Consider the following 18681-nt stretch of genomic DNA (forward strand, 5'->3'; position numbering starts at 1 on the left):
GAAGAGCGGACGTTCAGACGTTCTCTATTCGTCGATACCTGACCCTAATCTGCAGGCTGCCATTCCAAAGTTGGCTATGGCCTACATTCCATTAGCCGATACGACACCAAATCCCGGCAGGCGTGATACCACGTCAAAGACCGGTCGCAGATGCAGACCGATTACTTCGCGAGCAACATGCTCGTCATGCGCAATAAGAGCATCAAGCAACTGAGAATGCTCAGTCAAGATGCGGTGAATCCGTTGCGGATTAATGGAGAGGGCGGTCATTGCAACCCGCAGCTGCCTCGAGCGAAGCGTGTCGTAGACTTCCGCGAGGATCGCATTGCCTGATGCCGCAACCATGGTCCGGTGAAAGGATTGGTCGAGCATTACATGCTCGAAGTGATCCGGAGCATCCTGTATCGCCCGCATCCTTTCCAGCAAAGCTGCCATCTGATTAGGAAGGGGCAGCCGCTCTTGGCAAATGCGAGCAATCGCATAGCCCTCGACAACCCTGCGGGTTTCGTAGAGGTCGGCCAATTCCTGGGCTGTGACCTGCCGGACGAGAGCGCCGCGGCGGGGGAGAAGATCGATGAATTTCTCCGCCTCTAGGCGATGAAATGCCTCCCTCACCGGTGTGCGTGAGACATCCATCGCAGATGAGATCTGCTCCTCCTCAATGAATGAGCCACCCGTAAAGTAGCCGCGCAAAATCTGTTCGCACACGTAGGAGTATACCCGCTCCCGGGCCGGCCCGCTTGTCTCGTGAGCACGAATGCTGAACTTGTCCTGATCCACTGCAACCTCCGAATGAGACTTTCATACAATATCCAAGGAGTAGACACCAGTGAATTCCTCACGTATACACGACGCATTAGGAACCATCTGAGGCAAGAAAATGCGTGTCGCCGCCTGTCAGCTAAACTCCAAAGACAACAAGGAAGAAAACATCCGGATTGCCCTCGAGCTTCTCGATAAGGCGGCCGGCTTCGGCGCCGACGTTGCCGTGCTTCCCGAGTACACCGACTTCATGGGAGACAATGCCGGCGCTCTAGCCGCCATGGAGCAGATCCCCGGTCCGTTAAGCGACCGCATTGCGGCCAAAGCACGCGAACACAAGATGTGGGTGCTGCTCGGCTCCATGCATGCCGGCATTGAGGGAGCCAATCAATGTGCGAACACTAGCGTCCTGTTCGACCGCGACGGCAACATCGCGACGACATACCAGAAGCTTCACCTTTATGACGTCGACCTTCCAGGTCGGGTCGTCTACAAGGAATCCGATACGGTTGTCGCTGGCACGGAGGTGGTCACCGCTGACATCGAGGGCACCATCGCAGGACTGTCGATCTGCTACGATGTCCGATTCCCGGAAATCTACCGGTTACAGGCTCTGAATGGCGCTAAGATCCTGTTCGTGCCCGCGGCGTTCATGCTCTACACCGGCCGTGATCACTGGGAGCTGCTGCTCCGGGCGCGCGCCGTAGAGAATCAGTGCTTCGTCGTGGCTGCCGGTCAGGTAGGCACCTACATGCCAGGCAAGGCCTGCGCCGGCCGTAGCATGATCATCGATCCGTGGGGCACGGTGCTCGCAACAGCTCCCGACACCACTGGTGTCATCGTGGCCGATCTGGACTTCAGCCAGCTCAATAAGATCCGCGACGAGCTACCGTCCCTCCTAAACCGTCGTCCCGACGTCTACGCTCTGGGAGAAGCCGCATGATGCAGCGCAATGACAATCGCTTTGGGCTCTGGCTGTCGAGTCCGAACATCGCTGCCGCGGAAATCGCAGCCTCGGTCGGCTATGGCATGGTCGTGCTCGATATCGAGCACGGGTCGTTCGATCTCGACACCCTGGAGCGCTTCATCCCGGTGCTTAAGGGCCTGGGCCTTGAGGTTCTCGCGAAGGTTCTCGCGGCGGAACGAGCTCCAATCCAGCAGGCTCTTGATTTCGGTGCCGACGCCGTGGTCATCCCGCACGTGGGAGACATTGAGCACGCCAAGCGGGTCTGCGCCTTCGCGAAGTTCCCGCCTCTAGGCGACCGTTCCTTCGCAGGTGGCCGCACCGTCAACTACAGTGCTCCCGACGATGCATGGATCGCTGCGCAGGACAAGAACACCCGCTGCTATCCGATGATCGAGAACGCCGCCTCCCTTGCCGACGTGGAGAAGATCCTCGCGCTGGATACGGTCGATGGTGTTTTCATTGGGCCGTCGGACCTCTCGCTTCGCCGCGACCGGGGCTCCTACAAGCGCAGTGAGGCCGATTTCGCCGACCTCAAGCGTGTGGCGGATGCCGCCCGGGCCACCGGCAAGAAGTGGATCCTGCCGGCTTGGAGCGTCGACGAGAAGCGCTTCGCCATGGCGAATGGCGTTCACCAGATGGCCCTGACCATGGAGCACGGCGCGCTCGCGCTGGGGATCAAGGATGCCTGGGCGACGACGCAGGGACTGGTTTCCAAAGCCGCCTAAAGACACGCATGGCGCGGCCCGGCAGCGCCATGTTCTCCGAACAATTGCAGACTGCGACAAGCGGACCGAAGCGCCGCATCAGTGTGAGGGAACGGACCATGAGCATCAACCTATCACGTCGTACCTTTATAGGCGCTGCAGCTTCTATAGGCGCTACAGCTTCGTTGCCCTTCTTGAGGATTCCCGGCGCGCGCGCTGCGGAGAACGGGATTCTGACTTTCGGCCTTTCAAGCTATCCTCCGAACCTGCAGCCCTGGTCCCAGTCCGGAACGGCGGCGGGAACGGTAAAGCTCCTGATCCACCGAGGCCTTCTCTCATATGGGCCGAAGGGCGAATATACGCCGGAGCTGGCCGAGAGCTGGGCGAATGAAAATCCGACCACCTGGGTGTTCAAGCTTCGTCCCAACGCCAAGTTCAGCAACGGCAATAAGGTGACGAGCGCCGACGTAAAGTGGTGCATCGAGCAAATCGCCGCAGAGAAATCGACCGCCTTTTTCCGCAGCGAGTTTCAGGGAATCGCGCAGGTTGATACGCCAAACGACGAGACCGTCCGTATCATCACGAAGGAGCCGATCTCCACGCTGCCGCTCTGGTTCGCAAGCTACAATCTTCCGATCATCCCAAAAGGATCGGATCTCTCCAATCCGATCGGAGCCGGTCCTTTCGTCATTACTGGCCAGGAGCGCGGTGCATCGATCACCCTCGAGGCTTCGCCCCATTATTACAAAGCGGGCTTTCCCAAGCTGAAGGGAATCCAGATCGTCGTCTACGCCGACGAGAACCTGCGCGTCGCGGCTCTCCAGGCCGGCAATGTGGATCTGATCGAGTACGTGCCGTGGCAGTCCATGGATGCAGTCGCCGCCAACAATGCGCTCAAGCTCGATGCGGTCGACGGGCCCTTCATGTGCCTTCTGTTCAACGGCGCTAAGAAGCCTTTCGGCGATCCGCGGGTCCGGAAAGCCATCGCCCATTCGATCCGTCGCGAGGACATCGTCAAGGCGGCGTTCTTCGGCCGCGGAACCCCGCTGGCGCATCTGCCGATCTCCAATGACAGCCCGTTCTTCAATGCCGATCTCGCCGACGGCTGGAAGTACGACCCCACGCTTGCCAAAAAGCTTCTGGCGGAAGCCGGCGTCGGCAGCGGGTTCTCGTGCAACATCCTTTCGACGGCTCAGTACGGCATGCTCAAGAGCACGGCTGAGGTCGTTCAGCAGCACTTGGCCGAGGTCGGAATCCAGGCCGAGCTGAATCTCCCGGACTGGTCGACCCGCGTACAGCTGGCGAACCGGGGTCAGTTCGATATCGCCGTGCACGGCACCGCAGCCGACAGCAACGATCCGGATGCCCTCACGTCGTTCCTGGACGGCAGCCTGCCGCCTTCGATTAGCCGCTCCACGAACCTGCCCGTGCCCAAGATCCAGACTCTTCTGAAGGCCGGTCGCGCCGAGTTCGACCTCGAAAAGCGCAAGGCCATTTATCATGAGATGGAGAAGGTGGCGCTGGAAGAAGTGCCGATGGTCGGACTCTGCTGGCGTAAGCAGGGATACGCGATGCAATCACGGGTCAACGGTTTCAAGAATCTGCCCGGACAGCTGACGTTCTTCTCGGGTGTTACGCTTGAAGGCGTCTCCCTCGCCTGACCTGTTCCTCTGAAGCCGTGACAGGTCCAGCGACTGATGAGAGTTGACCAAGCTTCCCCTCTCCGGAGGGGAAGCAGCCTGGTCAAGGACCGCTGACTTTGTGAACAGGTAACATACGATGGCAATCTATGTGCTGAAGCGGATAGGCCTTGCAATGATGCTGGTGTGGCTCGTGGCCACGCTCATCTTCATGATCCTGCACGCTGTTCCGGGAGATCCGGCAGAACTCCTCCTGTCGCAGGGCGGGGTGGCCCCCGATCCGGCCCAAGTCGAGGAACTGCGTGAGCAGCTCGGCTTGAACCTTCCGTTGCTGACCCAGTATTGGAATTATCTGAGCGGCGTCCTCCAGGGCGACTTGGGCTCGTCCCTGCAAGACGGGCACGCGGTCGCGGAGGAGATCTGGCTTCGCCTCCCGCGCACGCTTGAGCTGATCGGCGCCGCGGCCCTTCTGTCCCTTCTGATCGGCCTGCCAACGGGTATCCTGGCCGCAAGGCGGGTTAACACGCTGCTCGACCGCGTCCTTTCGGTCACGGCCAGCGTCTTTCTGTCCATTCCGGTCTTCGTTGTGGGAACGCTGTCGGTGCTGATCTTCTCTCAGCAGCTACGGATCGTGCCTGCGGGGGGATACACGCCTCCATCCAAAGACCTGATGGGGCACCTGGTTCTTCTCGCGATGCCGGCGGGCACCATCGCCGTCGGACTGGCTGCAGTTGTCTTCCGCACGACCCGCAATGCAATGCTGGAAATTTTGGGGCGTGATTTCGTGCGGGCGGCTCATGCGAAGGGAGTCAAGGAGAAGCGGATCGTGGTTCACCACGTGCTTCGTAACGCCCTGATCCCGATCGTCACCGTCTTTGCCCTGCAGATCGGAACACTGCTCGGTGGCACCGTCCTGGTCGAGTATGTCTTCAACTGGCCGGGCTTGTCGGGATACCTCGTGCGATCCGTCGAAGCCCGAGACTATCCCGAAGTGGTCGGCATCGTCCTCGTCATCTCGATCCTGTTCGTTCTTCTCAACCTCGCGGTTGACCTGCTCTACGCAGCGCTCGACCCGCGCGTCAGGTATGCACGATGAGAATCTCCATTCCAAAAGACATTCGCCTGCCCCTGGCCCTTGTCGGAGGAATTTTCCTCATCACGCTTCTCGTGCCCTTTCTGCCGCTTGAGAACCCGGTTCAGATGCTCATGGGAAGTCGGTTGGCGCCGCCGTCCCTAGAGAATCCGCTGGGGCGCGACGAATACGGACGTGACGTCCTGAGCCGCATCCTCTGGGGAGCCCGCACCTCTCTAAGCGTCGCCTTCGCGGCTGCCTTGGTGGCCGGTATCGCCGGGACGTTCCTGGGGCTCATCGGCGGCTACTTCCGGGGTGTCGCCGAGTTGCTGACCGTGCGCGCGTCCGAGGTCATCCTTTGCCTGCCTCCACTACTGCTGGCGCTCCTCGTCGTGACGCTGCTCGGGCCCGGAGCCGGCACGCTGATCATCTCGCTCGGCATCCTCTACACGCCCGGCTATGCGCGCGTCGTGTACGCCGAGACGCTTTCGGTGCGCGCTCTCGACTATGTCGCCGCGCAGGAAACCCTTGGAACGCATCCAGCTCGCATCCTGCTGCGCACCGTGCTGCCGAACGTCATGTCTCCCCTGATCGTGCAATTTTCGCTGACCGTGGCGTCCGCCATGGTGCTGGAGAGCGGATTGTCGTTCCTGGGCCTCGGCGTCGTTCCGCCCGAGCCGTCGTGGGGCCTGATGATCCGTAGCGCTCGCAGCACGATGGAGCAGGCGCCCCTGCTGCTCGTCTGGCCGTGCTTGGCTCTGTCAGGAGCGGTGATCATGTTGAACATCCTGTGCGACAAGCTCCGCGACGTGCTTGACCCACGCTCGAAGAGCAGTCCGTCGGGCGCGAGCACACGGCGTCGCGTGGCGGCTCGGCTTCTGCCCGGTCTCGTCGGAGACGACGAAGCGAGCGTGATCCAGATCAAGGGCCTGACCCTGCAGATTGCAGGGCTTAAGGAACAGCCCGTCGTCCGGGACGTGTCATTCTCTGTCAGGCCCGGCGAGACCGTGGCTCTCGTAGGAGAAAGCGGGTCTGGCAAGACGCTCACCGGCCTCGCGCTCCTGGGGTTGCTTCCTCCCGCCGTGAAGGTGACGAGTGGCTCCGTGGAGTTCACGCGTCGCGATGGAACGAAGGTCGATCTTCTGTCCCTGCCGGATACGGAGCGCCGCAAGCTGCGCGGCGATGAGATTAGCATGATCTTCCAGGATCCGAGCGGAAGCCTCAACCCCGTCCACCGGGTTGGGGATCAGGTGGCGGAGGCCATGCTCGTCCACCGCGACATGAGCAGCGCGGCGGCCGGCGAGCGGGCGGTAGAATTGCTGGCGAAGGTCGGCCTGCCCGATCCGGAGCGGCGCGCGCGCTCGTATCCGCATGAGCTGTCCGGCGGGCAGAAGCAGCGGGCCATGATAGCAAGCGCGATTTCCAACAAGCCGAAACTGCTCATCGCCGACGAGCCGACGACCGCGCTGGACGTCACCATCCAGGCGCAGATCCTGGAACTGCTCGACGGTTTGAGGCGCGAGTCCAGCCAGATGGGAATGATCTTCGTCACCCACAATCTGGCCGTGGTTGCTGAGATCGCGGACCGCGTCTGCATCATGTACGCGGGCGAGATTGTCGAAGAAGGCCCAGTGGGCGAGGTTTTTGCTGCACCCAAGCATCCCTACACGCGCGCTCTCCTGGCGAGCGTGCCGGAAGGCGGGGCTAAGCGACTGAGCGCCATCCCGGGTTCCGTTCCTACGCCCGATAAGTTTCCAGCAGGATGCCGCTTCGCATCCCGGTGCGAGCGCGCGTCGCCAGAATGCAAGATCGGCATACTGTCTCTGCAGGCCGTGGGTGACCAGCGCGTCTCACGCTGCCTCAAGTGGAAGGAAGTTGCCTAATGCAAACGCTGATCAAGGCAGAGGGGCTGTCGCGCGCGTTCTCGGTAAGTCAGGGCATCTTGGGGCGCCGGAAATCCGTTTTCGCCGTCCGTGGCGTTGAGCTGGAAATTGCGCGAGGGGAAGTGGTCGGTGTCGTCGGTGAATCGGGCTGCGGCAAGAGCACGCTCGGCCGTCTCCTGCTGCGTCTCCTCGATCCGACCCAAGGCAGAATCGTTTTCGACGGTGAGAATATCGCAGACCTTCCGGCTGGCCGTCTACGGTCCGTACGCCGGCGCATGCAGATGGTCTTTCAGGATCCGTTCGGAAGCCTGGACCCACGCCGCCGCATCGGGGATCAGATTGCAGATGGGATCTCCGATGCCGTCTCCAAGACTGAGCGGTCGCAACGGGTAGCAGCCCTTCTCGATCAGGTTGGGCTTCGCCCAGAGCAGGCGGACCGCCTGCCCCACGAATTCTCTGGAGGCCAGCGCCAACGCATCGCCATCGCCCGGGCCCTGTCGACCAATCCAGACTTCATTGTCGCCGACGAGCCGATTGCAGCGCTCGACGTCTCGATCCAGGCTCAGGTCGTCAATCTGTTCGCGGATCTGCGCGAGCGTCTCGGTCTGGCGATCCTGTTCATCAGCCACGATCTCCATGTGGTGCGCCATCTCTCCGACCGCATCGTCGTGATGTATCTTGGCCGCATTGTCGAGCAGGGTCGCGCGGACGATGTCTTTCGCAATCCGGCGCATCCCTATACGCGCGCTCTGATCGAAGCCACGCCGTCGCTTGAGAGCGGTAGGAGCCGTCCGAAGGCTTCGGTCTCGGGCGATCTTCCGAGCCCCCTCAATCCTCCTTCAGGATGCGTCTTCAGGACGCGCTGCCCCTTTGCGATTAGCCGATGCGCAGAGATCGTCCCAATGCTGGAACATAATCGAAAGTGCAAGACTGATGTGGCCTGTATTCGTGCAGGGGAGATCTGAGGCACCCACTGCCTTCTATGGTGAAGCGACCAGTGCGTGTCCGTTCTTGGCAGATTTTGTTGAAAAACTCCCGGGAACTGCTGTGTCGATCTATTAGTAGGGCCTGTGTGCCCGACCAAGCTCAGCATCCTGTACGTCGAGCATCCGAAAAACGGTACTTTCGGAGTTTTTCAACACAATCGGCACATTCCGGAATTAGGTTGAATGTCCGCTCATGCAGTGAACAGCGGGCGTTCGTGAAGGGCAGGGGATCGGTAGAGAATGACCGAGCCTGTGTGAAAACTCGAACCAGGCTTATTGAGACGAACTATTCGTACAAGTTCGGTCCTCTGTCCCGGGATTTCCCGGTCTATGGAAGCTTACGAGACGCGAAGTTGCTTCAAGGAGTGGCTCGTCAGCGTTTTCACACAGGCTGGACCCTGAGGAGACATTCGGCCGATGGTTTGCAGTCGTCTCTGGCGAGCGAGGGAACCGTGAACTTATAGTCAATGATAGGTTACAGGCGGGCTCGCTAAAAGCCGGACGGCCAACTCAAATGCACGGGAGCGAAACGGTTTCGGCAGAACGAAGCTTCGCGTCACGCCCTGTGGGCGACCTCCAGAAACTGCAGGAATGTAGAGAATGGGGAGATCAGGCCGCAGCCGGCGGACGGCGCGAGCAAGCTGCCAGCCATCAAGGCCAGGCAGTCGCACCTCTGTCACGAGTATGTTTGCCGGAATGCCTGCTCGCAGGGCCGCCAGAGCCGCTTCCCCGCTCTCAAACCCGGCCACGGAATAGCCTGCCTCCTTCAAGACCAGGATCAGCGTTTCTTGAACAACAGGATCAGCCTCAATGATGAGAGCGGTGGGATGAGAGACCATGGCGGGATTTTGCAAGGGAAAACCAGTGGCCTTTAGCGCTTTGAAGGCTGTTGCGCGTTGGTCGGTTGTGCTGTGCCCTCGGGTTCAGGAGAACTCGAGACCGACTTCGCCCGGTCATTGGCCAGACTGTCCCAGGCCTTGGCCATAGCTAAAAGCTGCTCGCGCGGCTGTCCGGCCGACATCTGCTGGGCGAGAGTGCGGCACTCTTGGGCATGCTTCCGATACTCGGATGCCGTTTTCATGAACGGTACTCAACCTTAAGGAAGTCGGGCCATAACGGGAGAAAGGCAGCCAGCAACTGTGCCTGTCGTCAACTTCCAGTAGGTGCTCTGCGACACCAGCCAGCGTCCGTTCCTTGAGTTGCATCTCATAAACGGCTTACGCACAACTACGGGATTCTACGGGTCTTTGCCTCTTGGCTTGTTGCGCTAATGAGCTTGGTAGACTTCGGCAGACAGAGTTGACGATCATTGGGGGGCCGGAATTTCAAAGTCTGACCCGATCCAAACATTCCGCCGTAACGTCTTATCGGACGAGATCTTCTGCTATCCGGCACCCGCCCAACCGATTGCGGAGCTTTGCCTCGAATAGGATTGCTATGACTCATGATATGCCCGGCCACCGCATTCTCCTCGTTGAAGATGAGGCCATGATCGCCATGCTGGTTGAGGACATGCTGGAGGACCTTGGCCATGAACTGATCAAGGTGGCGACGCGTCTTGAGGAGGCTCTTGCCGCAGCCGCAAGCGAGGTTATCGATATTGCAATTCTGGACCTCAACCTGGGCGGTGTCCTGACCTATCCGGCGGCTGACGTGCTCGCGGAGCGGGGCATCCCGTTCATCTTCGCAACCGGCTACGGCAGCAGTGGGATCAAGGACGCCTATTCCACTCGGCCGACCTTGCAAAAGCCGTTCAACATGGAAGCGCTGGGGCGCGCGATCCGGCAGGCGCTTGGCCACGGGACCTGCCCTCATTTATTAAGCTCACGTTCATCTTGATGAATACTGGTTTATATTGAGATTATTATTACTTGTATTTGAAACTACATTGATGGAGGCGCGTTTAGTTCGCAACGGGCAAGAAGCTCGCAAATGTAGTTCAGGAGTCAACTCATGTCGAAGAAGATCCTTCTCGCCGGTGCCGTCCTCGCCTCTCTCGCCCCCGCAGCCGCCTTCGCCCAGTCTGGCGGTGCTGCGGCTGGTGCGGCCACGGGTGCCGTTGGCGGTGCGGTCGTCGGTGGTCCGGTGGGTGCCGCCGTGGGTGGCGTCACGGGCGCCATCGTGGGCGGCCTCGCTGACCAGCAGCAGCCGCAGTTCCGTCAGTACGTGACCACGCAGAAGGTGCCGTCCTATACCTATCGCGAGGAAGTGCGCGTGGGCGCGACCCTGCCGGAGTCCGGCGTGACCTATCACGAGGTGCCGGCCGAGTACAAGGTGAAGGGGTACAAGTACACCGTAGTGAACGACACCCCGGTTCTGGTCGAGCCAGGCAGCCGCAAGATCGTGCAGGTCGTCCGCTAACGATCATTGGCTCTGGCAATCAGCTTGGGGCGGCCTTCGGGCCGCCCTTTCTCTTTCGATGTCACGAAGGGAGCCAACCGCCGTTGCCGTTCGGGTTCGGTTCACGGCGGGCATATCGTTCAATCTTCTCTATATGCCAGAGTCCCTCAGTGAGCGTGTACGGAGTTGTATCATGAAGGTCCTTGGATGGACTGCCGCGCTGAGCTTGATCCTGGCCGGATGAGTGGGCAGCGCCTCCGCAGATCCCTAGCGCAGATCCCTAGAAGGACGAAAGCCGCAACGGCCGCTGGCGTGGCGGCTACGAGCGCAGCTACGACGGCCTAGACCGAGGTTACGGACGCCTGTCAATCCAGCTGCCGGTCAGGTTTCACTGAGCGGAGGTGTTAGCACGTCATAGGGCTCAAAGGTCTGGAACTGGCAGATAGTGTTGAAAAAGTCGGCAAATACCGTTTTTCGCGTCGGCAACATACAGGATGTTGAGCCTCGCTTGGCATACCGACGCCAGTAATAGGCCGGCCAAGCAGTGCCTGGGAGTTCTTCAACGAAATCGGCACGGGGCTGACCTCAGCCGTACTTCCGCACTGCTGGGATGAGCGGACCTTTGCGCGGACCCGCTGAAGGACGCTGAGAAGACATTCAAGATCATAACACGCATTCAACTCGGGGCGGATATCCAGGCATTGCCCATGGAATATGAGAGGTGTGATAACCCTATCCCTGACTCCCGCAGTTGGACTCAGCGCTTAAAGCTCGTTCAGCGGGATGCTGGTTTCCGAGTACATCACGCCGGAGATTTCCCGGATATGGCTGATGATCGGATTCGCAACCACTCCCAAATCCGCCAACATTGTCTCGCGGCCAGTGAATACCGAACTGCTCGCGGTCGCGCCTTTCTCACCTGGTGCGATGCGATTGGTGTTGCCTTCGTGAACTGGCATTTACTCACATGACCGCTACGCCGAGGCAGCTTTGAGTCTTTGGCGCCAAGTTGACATTAGCTGACTGAGGTTGTGCGGGCGCTCCTCGTAGTATCCGCTAACCGGAAACGTCGAAAAACGCTGACTAAACCTGAGATGCTCATAAAGCTCTTCGGGTTAATCAAGCAGTTAGACACCATCGGCTTCAATTCCCCAACGCAATCATGGATCACAGCCAAGTAGCGCTCTGTGCCAACTAAGCGACAGCGAAGCAGCCAGTTCTTCATCGTCAAGACCCAACTCAAGCCCGCGGGCAAACACGTCGTGCAGGAGCTTATCGACCATCGAGATGCAGCTTAGAGCTGTGGCCAGCCGGCGCGGCACAGGTTCGGCTGCAAGCCTCGGATTCTCATTTTCCGCCGCTCGTACCACCCGGCGTGCCATGGCGACGTTGGCCTCAATCGAGAGTGCGGCAAATTCATCGAGTTCATCGGCAAGTTGACTTTGGCACCTCATCAAGCCGACGTTCTGACGGTAGAGATCGATGTAGTAGAGATGGCCGACAAGCAATCTCTCGTAGAAACTTTGACCCTCCACGCGCCGCGGCCGATGTGCACGAATCGCAGCCATAAATGTAGTCAGGACCTCGTACGCAATGCCCCGGCGATCTTTCCAGTGGAGGTAGAAAGTTCCATGCGCAAAGCCCGCGCGTCGGCAGACTTCTGCGACCTTAAGCCCGCCAAACCCATTCTCTTGAATGACCTCCGCTCCAGCAACCATCAGGTGACGCTTGGTTGTTTCTGAGCGAGCTAGCCCAGTAGCAACCTGAAGGTCTCGCCGCATCGCGTCCGGCAGGTAGAATCCTCTAGGTGCCGAATTTGGGGAGATGTTCTCTCCATTGTTCAACTGCGCCCCATCCTCGATCCTCATCTCCTGATGGCTACTTGACATGCCACAACTCCGAATCTCATACTGACGTTGATATCAGTTTCAGGAAAGCTATGCACCCTGCTTTTGCACCTGCAAGGACCTTCTCCGAAACGATCGGAGCTCCGATCTCCTTTCAGGCAATCGGAAAGCGATATGGCGGTGTCCCAGCGCTGCATGAGTTTTCGCTCGACATCGCTGCTGGCGAATTCGTCACCTTCCTCGGCCCCTCCGGATCCGGCAAGACGACCGCGCTTAACATCCTTGCCGGTTTCATCGAGCCCAGCGCCGGCGACGTGCTGATCGACGGCGTCTCGATCACCCGCCTGCCGACCGAAAAGCGCAATGTCGGCATGGTCTTCCAGAGCTACTCGCTGTTTCCGCACATGGATGTCCGCGACAATGTCGCGTTTCCGCTGCGCATGCGTGGGGTGCCGAAGGCCGAGCGGCATGCGCGGGCCGAGCAGGCGCTGGCGATGGTCCGGCTCGCTGGTTACGGCGATCGCAAGCCTCAAGAGCTATCGGGTGGGCAACGTCAGCGGGTAGCATGTGCTCGCGCCGTCGTGTTCGAGCCGCGCGTGCTGCTGATGGACGAGCCGCTCGGTGCGCTCGACCTCAAGCTGCGCGAGGCGATGCAGGACGAAATCCGGGAGGTGCAGCGCCGCATCGGTTGCACCGTGATCTATGTCACGCATGACCAGGGCGAGGCACTTACAATGTCCGACCGGATTGTGGTGATGAACGAGGGGCGGATCGAGCAAATCGGTACACCGGCCACGATCTATGACAATCCGAACAACGCCTTCGTCGCACAATTCGTCGGTGAGACGAATTTCCTCTCTGCAGCGCTGGCCCGGGGGCGGCTTTCTTTCGCCGGAGTGGATGCGCCCGCGCCCGCCCGCCTGCCGGAGGGCTGGCGCGGGCGCATGGCGTTGCGGCCGGAGCATTTCACGCGGGTTGCCGCGGAGACCGGCGGCGCGCCGACGCTTTCCGGGCAGATTGGCGACATCGCCTTCCATGGCGGCAGCTATCGCTATGTCGTCGAGACAGAAAAGGCAGGCCGCGTCATCGTGCAGGAGCAGCGGCGGCATGGCAGCGACGGCCCAGTCGTCGGTGCGCCCGTGACACTCAAGTTCAGCTTGGAAAGGGCGGCGTTCCTCGAAGGCTGACGATCAATTCCACAATGACAATAAGGGAGGGATAATACGATGACCAACATGACGAGACGTGACATGGGCCGCTTGGCCCTTGGTGGCGCGGCGCTGGCCGCGATGGGCAAAAGCGCCCATGCACAGGCCGTAACAATCACGGTCAACGGCTCCGGCGGCAGCCTCGCGAAGTCGCTGGAGCGGATCTACGAGAAGCCGTTTACCGCCGAGACCGGCATTGGCGTGCGCTCTACGGCCCCCGTCTCGCTCCCCAAGCTCAAGGCGATGGTTGAGACTGGCAACATGGAATGGGACCTGACCGAGATGGGCGGGGCCGACATGATCGAAGCCATCAAGAACGGCTGGCTGACTGAGATCGACTGGTCGATCGTCGATCCCGACAACAAGCTGCCGCCGATCGCGCGCCAGAAATATGGGATGGTCACCTCGACTTTCTCGACCGTGATCGCCTATCGCACCGACAAGTTCGGCGGCAAGGCACCGAAATCCTGGGCCGATTTCTGGGATGTGAAGAGCTTCCCGGGGCCGCGCGCCCTTCAGGATTCGCCGGTACAGAACCTCGAATTCGCGCTGCTGGCCGACGGCGTGCCGGCCGACAAGCTCTATCCCCTCGATGTTGAGCGTGCCTTCAAGAAGCTCGACCAGATCAAAGGCAATGTCGCGGCCTGGTGGACGACCGGTGCGCAGCAGGTCCAGCTCCTTGTCGATGGCGAGGCGGTGATGGGCACGGTCTGGAACGGGCGCGTTCCGCCGCTCAAGAAGGAAGGCAAGCCGGTCGACATCATCTGGAACGGCGGCGCGCTGCAGCTCTCCTATTGGGCGGTGCCGAAGGGTGCCAAGCATCCGCGCGAGGCGATGCTCTACATGAAGTCGCGCCTCGATCCAGACAAAGGCGCGCAGCTCCTGCAGGATTCGCCGTACCCCGGTTTCGCGCCGGGCCTGATCGAGAAGGTCAATCCCGAACTCGCAAAGACCCTGCCGATCCACCCCGACAATGTTGCGGTCCAGTACAGATTTGACCCGGATTATTGGAGCGAGCATCGGCAAAAGCTGACCGAGCGCTGGGCCGCCTGGCTGTTGACCTGACGCAGTCGACGAGATGGGGTACAGGATCTTGTCCAGAAAGTCGATGGTGGCGCCACTTCTAGTCGCGCCGCTCCTGCTGCTCTTCGCGATCTTCTTTGTGGTCCCGTTCATCGAGATCATGCGGATTTCGTTCTCGGGCCAGGGTGGCGCGCTCGCGGGCGCCACCTGGCTCATGTCGTCGTCACTCTTTGCGGTGATCTTCGTCAACACACTGAAGCTCGCGCTGACGGTGACGCTGATCTGCCTCGGCCTCGGCTACCCCGCCGCGTGCTTCATCGCAGGCCAACCGGCCTCCCAGCGCGGCATCTATCTCGCGCTGGTGCTGCTGCCGTTCTGGACTAGCGTTCTCGTGCGTACCTACACGTGGGCGCTGGTGCTCGGACGCGAGGGTCTGCTCAACGCCTCGCTGATCTGGCTTGGCCTCGCCGACGAGCCGCAGCGCTTCATGTTCACACCGCTCGCCGTGCATCTCGGCATGGTCCAGATCCTACTGCCCGTGGCGATCTTGACCCTGGTCGGCGTCATGACTGAGCTCGATCCGGGGCTAACGCGGGCTGCGCGGGTCCTTGGCGCCTCGCCCTGGCGTGCATTCTGGCATGTCTACCTGCCGATGACGAAGCCCGGCATCGTCGCCGCCGCGATGCTGCTCTTCATCCTCTCGCTCGGCTTCTACATCACGCCGGCGCTGCTGGGCGGGCCGCGCCATCGTACGATTGCTAATCTGATCGACCTCCAGGTCCACCAGATGAACGACTGGACATCCGCCTCGGCCATGGCTCTCGTCCTGCTGGCGACGACGATCGTTGCGGTGGTACTGCTGCGCTGGCTCGTGCCGGACCGCAATCTTCATGGGGGCGCCCGATGAGCCCCCGTCTCGTCCGCTTCGGGCTTGGCCTCTGGTTCTGTGCCATCGTCTTGTTCCTGCTCTTCCCACTGGTGTTCTTGATCCCGCTCTCATTCAACGAGTCGGAGATCCTGAGCTTCCCGCCAACGGTCTGGTCGCTGCGCTGGTACCGCGTGCTTTTCCTAGATGCGTCGTGGAGCAACGCGCTCTGGCTCAGCGTCAAGATCGGCGTTCTTGTGACGATCCTGTCCCTCGTTATCGGAACGGCGAGCGCACTCGCGATCGTGCGGCACCGACTGCCCGGTGCCAGCCTGCTCTACGGACTGTCGATCGCGCCACTGATCGTGCCGAGCATCGTCATCGCGCTCGGCATGTTCATGCTATTCGCGCGTTTGCAATGGCTGGAAAGCCTGACGACGCTGGTCTTCGCCCATACCGTGGTCGCCGTGCCGTACGTGATCGTGGTGGTGAGCGCGGCGCTGCGCAATCTCGACGAGACGATCGAGCGCGCCGCCCGCGTCCTCGGTGCTGACCCATGGCGGACCTTCTTGCTGGTGACGCTGCCTGCACTTAGGCCCGCTATCCTCGCGGGGGCGATGTTCGCCTTCTTCGCGTCATTTGACGATCTCGTCATCACGCTCTTTGTCTCGGGAGCGATGGAGACATTGCCCCTTCGTATCTGGAATGACCTGAACCTGAGGCTTGACCCCACCGTCGCTGCAGCCTCCTGCGTGATGGTGGCGATGTCGATGATCGGGCTCGGAATCGCAGAATTCGCACGAAGCGCCGGGCTGCGCCGGCTGAGAATGGAGAATACCGATGGATGAAGAACTGCGGGCCGCGGCGGAATTGCGAGCCATGATTGAGGCGGAGCCATTCCCACGCAATCTCCCTGCTTTCGTCGATGCCTGTGCCGCCGAGCTCGGCGATGCTCCTGCAGCGAACTTCTTCGAGGCTGGCGTTACCCTCAGTTACCGCGAACTCGCTGCTAAGACCCGCGCTATCGCGGCAGGTCTGGCCGCGCGTGGCATCGGCTTCGGCGATCGAGTCGGTGTCATGCTGCCGAACATCGCGGCCTTCCCGCTGACCTGGCTGGCATTGGCGCGCCTGGGCGCGATTATGGTTCCCATCAACGTGCGCTATACCCCGCGCGAGGTCGCCTATGTGCTAACCGACAGTGGCGCGGAGACAATCGTTATCGAAGCTTCCGGGCTGGCAGAGATCGGCGCGGCGCCGGAGGTCCGGGATCTCGCCGCCTTCGCCAAGCCGATCGTTGTCGGTGGCACCGACGGGAGCTGGGAGGCGCTGGCCGCGACGCCGGCCGAGGACTTCGTCCCAGCACGGGAGCCCGAGCTCGATGACCTCGTCAACATCCAGTACACCTCGGGCACAACCGGATTTCCTAAGGGCTGCATGCTCAGCCATCGTTACTGGCTGACACTGGCACGAGTCGCCGCGATGCGTGCAAACGGCATCGTCAGGAACGTCCTTGCGGCTCAACCCTTCTATTATATGGATCCGCAATGGCTGTTGCTGATGGCGATGCGGCTGAAGGGCACGCTCTTTGTGGCGACGAAGGCTTCGGGGACGCATTTCCTCGACTGGGTCCGGCGCTACGGCATCGAGTACTGCATCTTCCCGCAGATTGTTCTGAAGCAGCCGCCCCGGCCCGATGATCGCGACATTCCGCTCAAGATAGTTGCGGTCTTTGGCCTGCGGAAGGACATGCATGCCGAGCTGGAACAACGCTTCGACGTGGTGGCGCGCGAGAGCTTCGGCATGACAGAGGTCGGCTCGGCGCTGTTCACGCCTTACGGCGCGACCTCGATGGTCGGCTCCGGCACCTGCGGCATTCCCTCGCCGTTCCGCGAAGCCACGATCCGAGACGAGGAGGGCAGGGAGGTTCCGCCGGGCGAAATCGGTGAATTGTGGATCCGCGGCCCTGGCATTCTCCAGGGCTACTGGAACAAGCCCGAGGCCAATGCGGAGAGTTTCCGTGAGGGTGGCTGGTTCCGCACCGGCGATCTGTTCCGGCGCGATGAGCGCGGCTTCCACTACATCGTCGGACGGATCAAGGACATGATCCGCCGCTCAGGAGAGAATATCGCGGCCCGCGAGGTCGAGGCAGTCATGCTGGGCTGGCACGAGGTTCTCGAGGCCGCAGCTATTCCCGTGCCTGACCCTGACCGCGGCCAGGAAGTTTTGGCCTGCCTGGTGCTGAAGCCTGGCATCACCAAGGACCAATTCGACCTGGAGGGCTTCTTCGAGCACTGCACTCAGCATCTAGCACCATTTAAGGTGCCGCGCTTCCTTGAAATCCGAAAGAACCTGCCGAAGACCCCGTCTGAGAAAATCGCCAAGCACGTCATTATTGCAGAGCGCGAGGATTTGCGAGCCGGTGTCTATGACCGTCTCACTCACAATCTGCAACCTGCCTGAACGGTACAGCCCGCACCGCTTTATGAAAGGAAACCTACATTGCCTCTTCATTACGAAAAGGACGGCGACATCGCTGTCTTCACCATTGAAAACGGTTCGGTGAATCCGACCACTCCCGCCATGCACAAAGAGCTGTTTCTCGCACTCAAGGATTTCCTTGCTGACCCGGCAATCCGCTGCGGAATTATTACGGGGGCGGGAGAGCGCGGTTTCTGCGCCGGCGATGACATCAAGACACCCTATCACAAAGGCGACACGGCACGCGGGGAGCTCGGCAATCATCTTTGGCCCCACAGTGGCGAGGGCGAAACACCGCACGATTTTGCCTGGTCCCGTGACGTTCTCGGTCTGGAGCGCTTCAAGCCAATCATTGGTGCCGTTAATGGCTGGTGCCTGGGTCAGGGGATGATCTATCTGCTCGCGCTGACTGACATTCGTATCGCCTCGACGCGGGCGAAATTCGGCTTCCCGGAGATTGCATATGGCATGGGCGGGGCGGGCGGTACCTCGCGCCTCGGGCTGCAATTGCCACATACGGTCGCGATGTGGATGCTGCTGACCGGCGATGCGATGGATGCCGAAGAAGCGTTATCGCATCGGCTTGTCAACAAGATCGTGGCACCTGAAAGTCTAATGGATGAGGCGCGTCAGGTTGCGGCGAAAATTGCCCGGCATCCACCCGAAGCTGTCAGAATCGAGATGGAAGCATATTATCGCGGGCGCGAGCTTTCAAAGGAAGACGCTCTCGCTTTCACCAAGCATCTTTACCGCCTCCAGCGCATGGGCCTGCGGGAAGAGCTGGTGCAACCCGAGCGCTTCCTCTATCGTCAGAACTAAGCTTGCAGAAGCCAGGGCTTAGACCGAAGAGATATCGAGGTGACGCGCGCTTTGCGGCCCACCTCGGCTTCTTCAATGGTCATGCGA

The 18681-nt window shown here is 60.6% G+C and carries 19 protein-coding genes; 14 read left to right on the forward strand and 5 right to left on the reverse strand.

Annotated features, from left to right (window positions below):
* Positions 1–81: 81 nt before the first annotated feature.
* Positions 82–780, reverse strand: a complete 699-nt coding sequence (locus tag IC232_RS33105; RefSeq protein WP_210335449.1) for a GntR family transcriptional regulator — start codon at positions 778–780, stop codon at positions 82–84.
* A 100-nt stretch (positions 781–880) separates the two neighbouring features.
* On the opposite strand from IC232_RS33105, the gene IC232_RS21065 reads away from it, so the two are divergent.
* The 6 genes from IC232_RS21065 (at position 881) to IC232_RS21090 (ending at position 7993) form a co-directional block, all read left to right on the forward strand.
* Positions 881–1705 carry a carbon-nitrogen hydrolase family protein gene (locus IC232_RS21065; RefSeq protein ID WP_190846916.1) on the forward strand — a complete coding sequence of 275 codons (825 nt, stop codon included), beginning with the start codon at positions 881–883 and terminating at the stop codon, positions 1703–1705.
* Entirely contained in the window at positions 1702–2454 is a 753-nt protein-coding gene (locus IC232_RS21070; protein ID WP_190846917.1) for an HpcH/HpaI aldolase family protein, read from the forward strand. The genes IC232_RS21065 and IC232_RS21070 overlap by 4 nt, the downstream gene beginning before the upstream one ends.
* Positions 2455–2618: 164 nt before the next feature.
* Positions 2619–4094, forward strand: coding sequence for an ABC transporter substrate-binding protein (locus tag IC232_RS21075; protein WP_210335450.1), 1476 nt, complete (start codon positions 2619–2621; stop codon positions 4092–4094).
* Between the two features lie 118 nt (positions 4095–4212).
* Positions 4213–5169 carry an ABC transporter permease gene (locus tag IC232_RS21080; RefSeq protein WP_190846919.1) on the forward strand — a complete coding sequence of 319 codons (957 nt, stop codon included), beginning with the start codon at positions 4213–4215 and terminating at the stop codon, positions 5167–5169.
* The gene (locus IC232_RS21085) at positions 5166–7028 is read left to right on the forward strand and encodes a dipeptide/oligopeptide/nickel ABC transporter permease/ATP-binding protein (RefSeq protein WP_190846920.1); all 1863 of its coding nucleotides are present in this window, start codon (positions 5166–5168) and stop codon (positions 7026–7028) included. Before IC232_RS21080 ends, IC232_RS21085 begins: the two co-directional genes overlap by 4 nt.
* Positions 7028–7993: an ABC transporter ATP-binding protein gene (locus tag IC232_RS21090; protein ID WP_190846921.1), complete on the forward strand. Its 966-nt coding sequence runs from the start codon at positions 7028–7030 to the stop codon at positions 7991–7993. Before IC232_RS21085 ends, IC232_RS21090 begins: the two co-directional genes overlap by 1 nt.
* A 485-nt stretch (positions 7994–8478) precedes the next feature.
* Here the strand turns inward: IC232_RS21090 and IC232_RS33335 are convergent, their stop codons facing one another.
* Positions 8479–8853, reverse strand: coding sequence for a response regulator (locus tag IC232_RS33335; protein ID WP_190846922.1), 375 nt, complete (start codon positions 8851–8853; stop codon positions 8479–8481).
* Positions 8854–8885: 32 nt separating this feature from the next.
* Positions 8886–9095 (reverse strand): hypothetical protein, encoded by a 210-nt coding sequence (locus IC232_RS21100; RefSeq protein ID WP_190846923.1) that lies wholly within the window; start codon positions 9093–9095, stop codon positions 8886–8888.
* A gap of 368 nt (positions 9096–9463) precedes the next feature.
* Here IC232_RS21100 and IC232_RS21105 point away from each other — a divergent pair, with 368 nt between their 5' ends.
* Positions 9464–9853 (forward strand): response regulator, encoded by a 390-nt coding sequence (locus IC232_RS21105; protein WP_312895213.1) that lies wholly within the window; start codon positions 9464–9466, stop codon positions 9851–9853.
* 114 nt (positions 9854–9967) lie between these two features.
* On the forward strand, positions 9968–10375 hold the full coding sequence (locus IC232_RS21110) for a DUF1236 domain-containing protein (protein WP_190846925.1): 408 nt from the start codon (positions 9968–9970) through the stop codon (positions 10373–10375).
* A 743-nt stretch (positions 10376–11118) separates the two neighbouring features.
* Here the strand turns inward: IC232_RS21110 and IC232_RS21115 are convergent.
* Both IC232_RS21115 and IC232_RS21120 read right to left on the reverse strand, forming a co-directional pair.
* A complete protein-coding gene (locus IC232_RS21115) occupies positions 11119–11313 on the reverse strand; it encodes a hypothetical protein (RefSeq protein WP_190846926.1) in 195 nt (64 codons plus the stop codon).
* 201 nt (positions 11314–11514) lie between these two features.
* Positions 11515–12243: a TetR/AcrR family transcriptional regulator gene (locus IC232_RS21120; protein ID WP_190846927.1), complete on the reverse strand. Its 729-nt coding sequence runs from the start codon at positions 12241–12243 to the stop codon at positions 11515–11517.
* 50 nt (positions 12244–12293) lie between these two features.
* Between IC232_RS21120 and IC232_RS21125 the strand changes: the two genes are divergently transcribed.
* Genes IC232_RS21125 through IC232_RS21150 form a run of 6 tightly spaced genes read left to right on the forward strand, consistent with a single transcriptional unit; the run spans position 12294 to position 18594 of the window.
* Positions 12294–13388 (forward strand): ABC transporter ATP-binding protein, encoded by a 1095-nt coding sequence (locus IC232_RS21125; protein ID WP_190846928.1) that lies wholly within the window; start codon positions 12294–12296, stop codon positions 13386–13388.
* Positions 13389–13427: 39 nt separating this feature from the next.
* A complete protein-coding gene (locus IC232_RS21130; RefSeq protein ID WP_190846929.1) occupies positions 13428–14474 on the forward strand; it encodes an ABC transporter substrate-binding protein in 1047 nt (348 codons plus the stop codon).
* A 28-nt stretch (positions 14475–14502) separates the two neighbouring features.
* Positions 14503–15339: an ABC transporter permease gene (locus IC232_RS21135; RefSeq protein ID WP_190846930.1), complete on the forward strand. Its 837-nt coding sequence runs from the start codon at positions 14503–14505 to the stop codon at positions 15337–15339.
* Between the two features lie 50 nt (positions 15340–15389).
* Entirely contained in the window at positions 15390–16145 is a 756-nt protein-coding gene (locus IC232_RS21140; RefSeq protein ID WP_190846931.1) for an ABC transporter permease, read from the forward strand.
* Positions 16138–17757, forward strand: a complete 1620-nt coding sequence (locus IC232_RS21145) for a class I adenylate-forming enzyme family protein (protein WP_190846932.1) — start codon at positions 16138–16140, stop codon at positions 17755–17757. Before IC232_RS21140 ends, IC232_RS21145 begins: the two co-directional genes overlap by 8 nt.
* A 39-nt stretch (positions 17758–17796) precedes the next feature.
* Positions 17797–18594 (forward strand): enoyl-CoA hydratase/isomerase family protein, encoded by a 798-nt coding sequence (locus IC232_RS21150; RefSeq protein ID WP_190846933.1) that lies wholly within the window; start codon positions 17797–17799, stop codon positions 18592–18594.
* Positions 18595–18681: the final 87 nt, after the last annotated feature.

The sequence above is a fragment of the Microvirga sp. genome (assembly GCF_014699075.1).
In the GTDB taxonomy this organism is placed as follows: Bacteria; Pseudomonadota; Alphaproteobacteria; order Rhizobiales; family Beijerinckiaceae; genus Microvirga.

Coding starts and splice junctions, on each gene's coding strand:
- IC232_RS21120 (WP_190846927.1), bottom strand. CDS start 12,243: ATGTCAAGTAGCCATCAGGAGATGAGGATCGAGGATGGGGCGCAGTTG.
- IC232_RS21145 (WP_190846932.1), top strand. CDS start 16,138: ATGGATGAAGAACTGCGGGCCGCGGCGGAATTGCGAGCCATGATTGAG.
- IC232_RS21100 (WP_190846923.1), bottom strand. CDS start 9,095: ATGAAAACGGCATCCGAGTATCGGAAGCATGCCCAAGAGTGCCGCACT.
- IC232_RS21065 (WP_190846916.1), top strand. CDS start 881: ATGCGTGTCGCCGCCTGTCAGCTAAACTCCAAAGACAACAAGGAAGAA.
- IC232_RS21110 (WP_190846925.1), top strand. CDS start 9,968: ATGTCGAAGAAGATCCTTCTCGCCGGTGCCGTCCTCGCCTCTCTCGCC.
- IC232_RS21085 (WP_190846920.1), top strand. CDS start 5,166: ATGAGAATCTCCATTCCAAAAGACATTCGCCTGCCCCTGGCCCTTGTC.
- IC232_RS21090 (WP_190846921.1), top strand. CDS start 7,028: ATGCAAACGCTGATCAAGGCAGAGGGGCTGTCGCGCGCGTTCTCGGTA.
- IC232_RS21080 (WP_190846919.1), top strand. CDS start 4,213: ATGGCAATCTATGTGCTGAAGCGGATAGGCCTTGCAATGATGCTGGTG.
- IC232_RS21125 (WP_190846928.1), top strand. CDS start 12,294: ATGCACCCTGCTTTTGCACCTGCAAGGACCTTCTCCGAAACGATCGGA.
- IC232_RS33335 (WP_190846922.1), bottom strand. CDS start 8,853: ATGGTCTCTCATCCCACCGCTCTCATCATTGAGGCTGATCCTGTTGTT.
- IC232_RS21130 (WP_190846929.1), top strand. CDS start 13,428: ATGACCAACATGACGAGACGTGACATGGGCCGCTTGGCCCTTGGTGGC.
- IC232_RS21115 (WP_190846926.1), bottom strand. CDS start 11,313: ATGCCAGTTCACGAAGGCAACACCAATCGCATCGCACCAGGTGAGAAA.
- IC232_RS21070 (WP_190846917.1), top strand. CDS start 1,702: ATGATGCAGCGCAATGACAATCGCTTTGGGCTCTGGCTGTCGAGTCCG.
- IC232_RS21105 (WP_312895213.1), top strand. CDS start 9,464: ATGCCCGGCCACCGCATTCTCCTCGTTGAAGATGAGGCCATGATCGCC.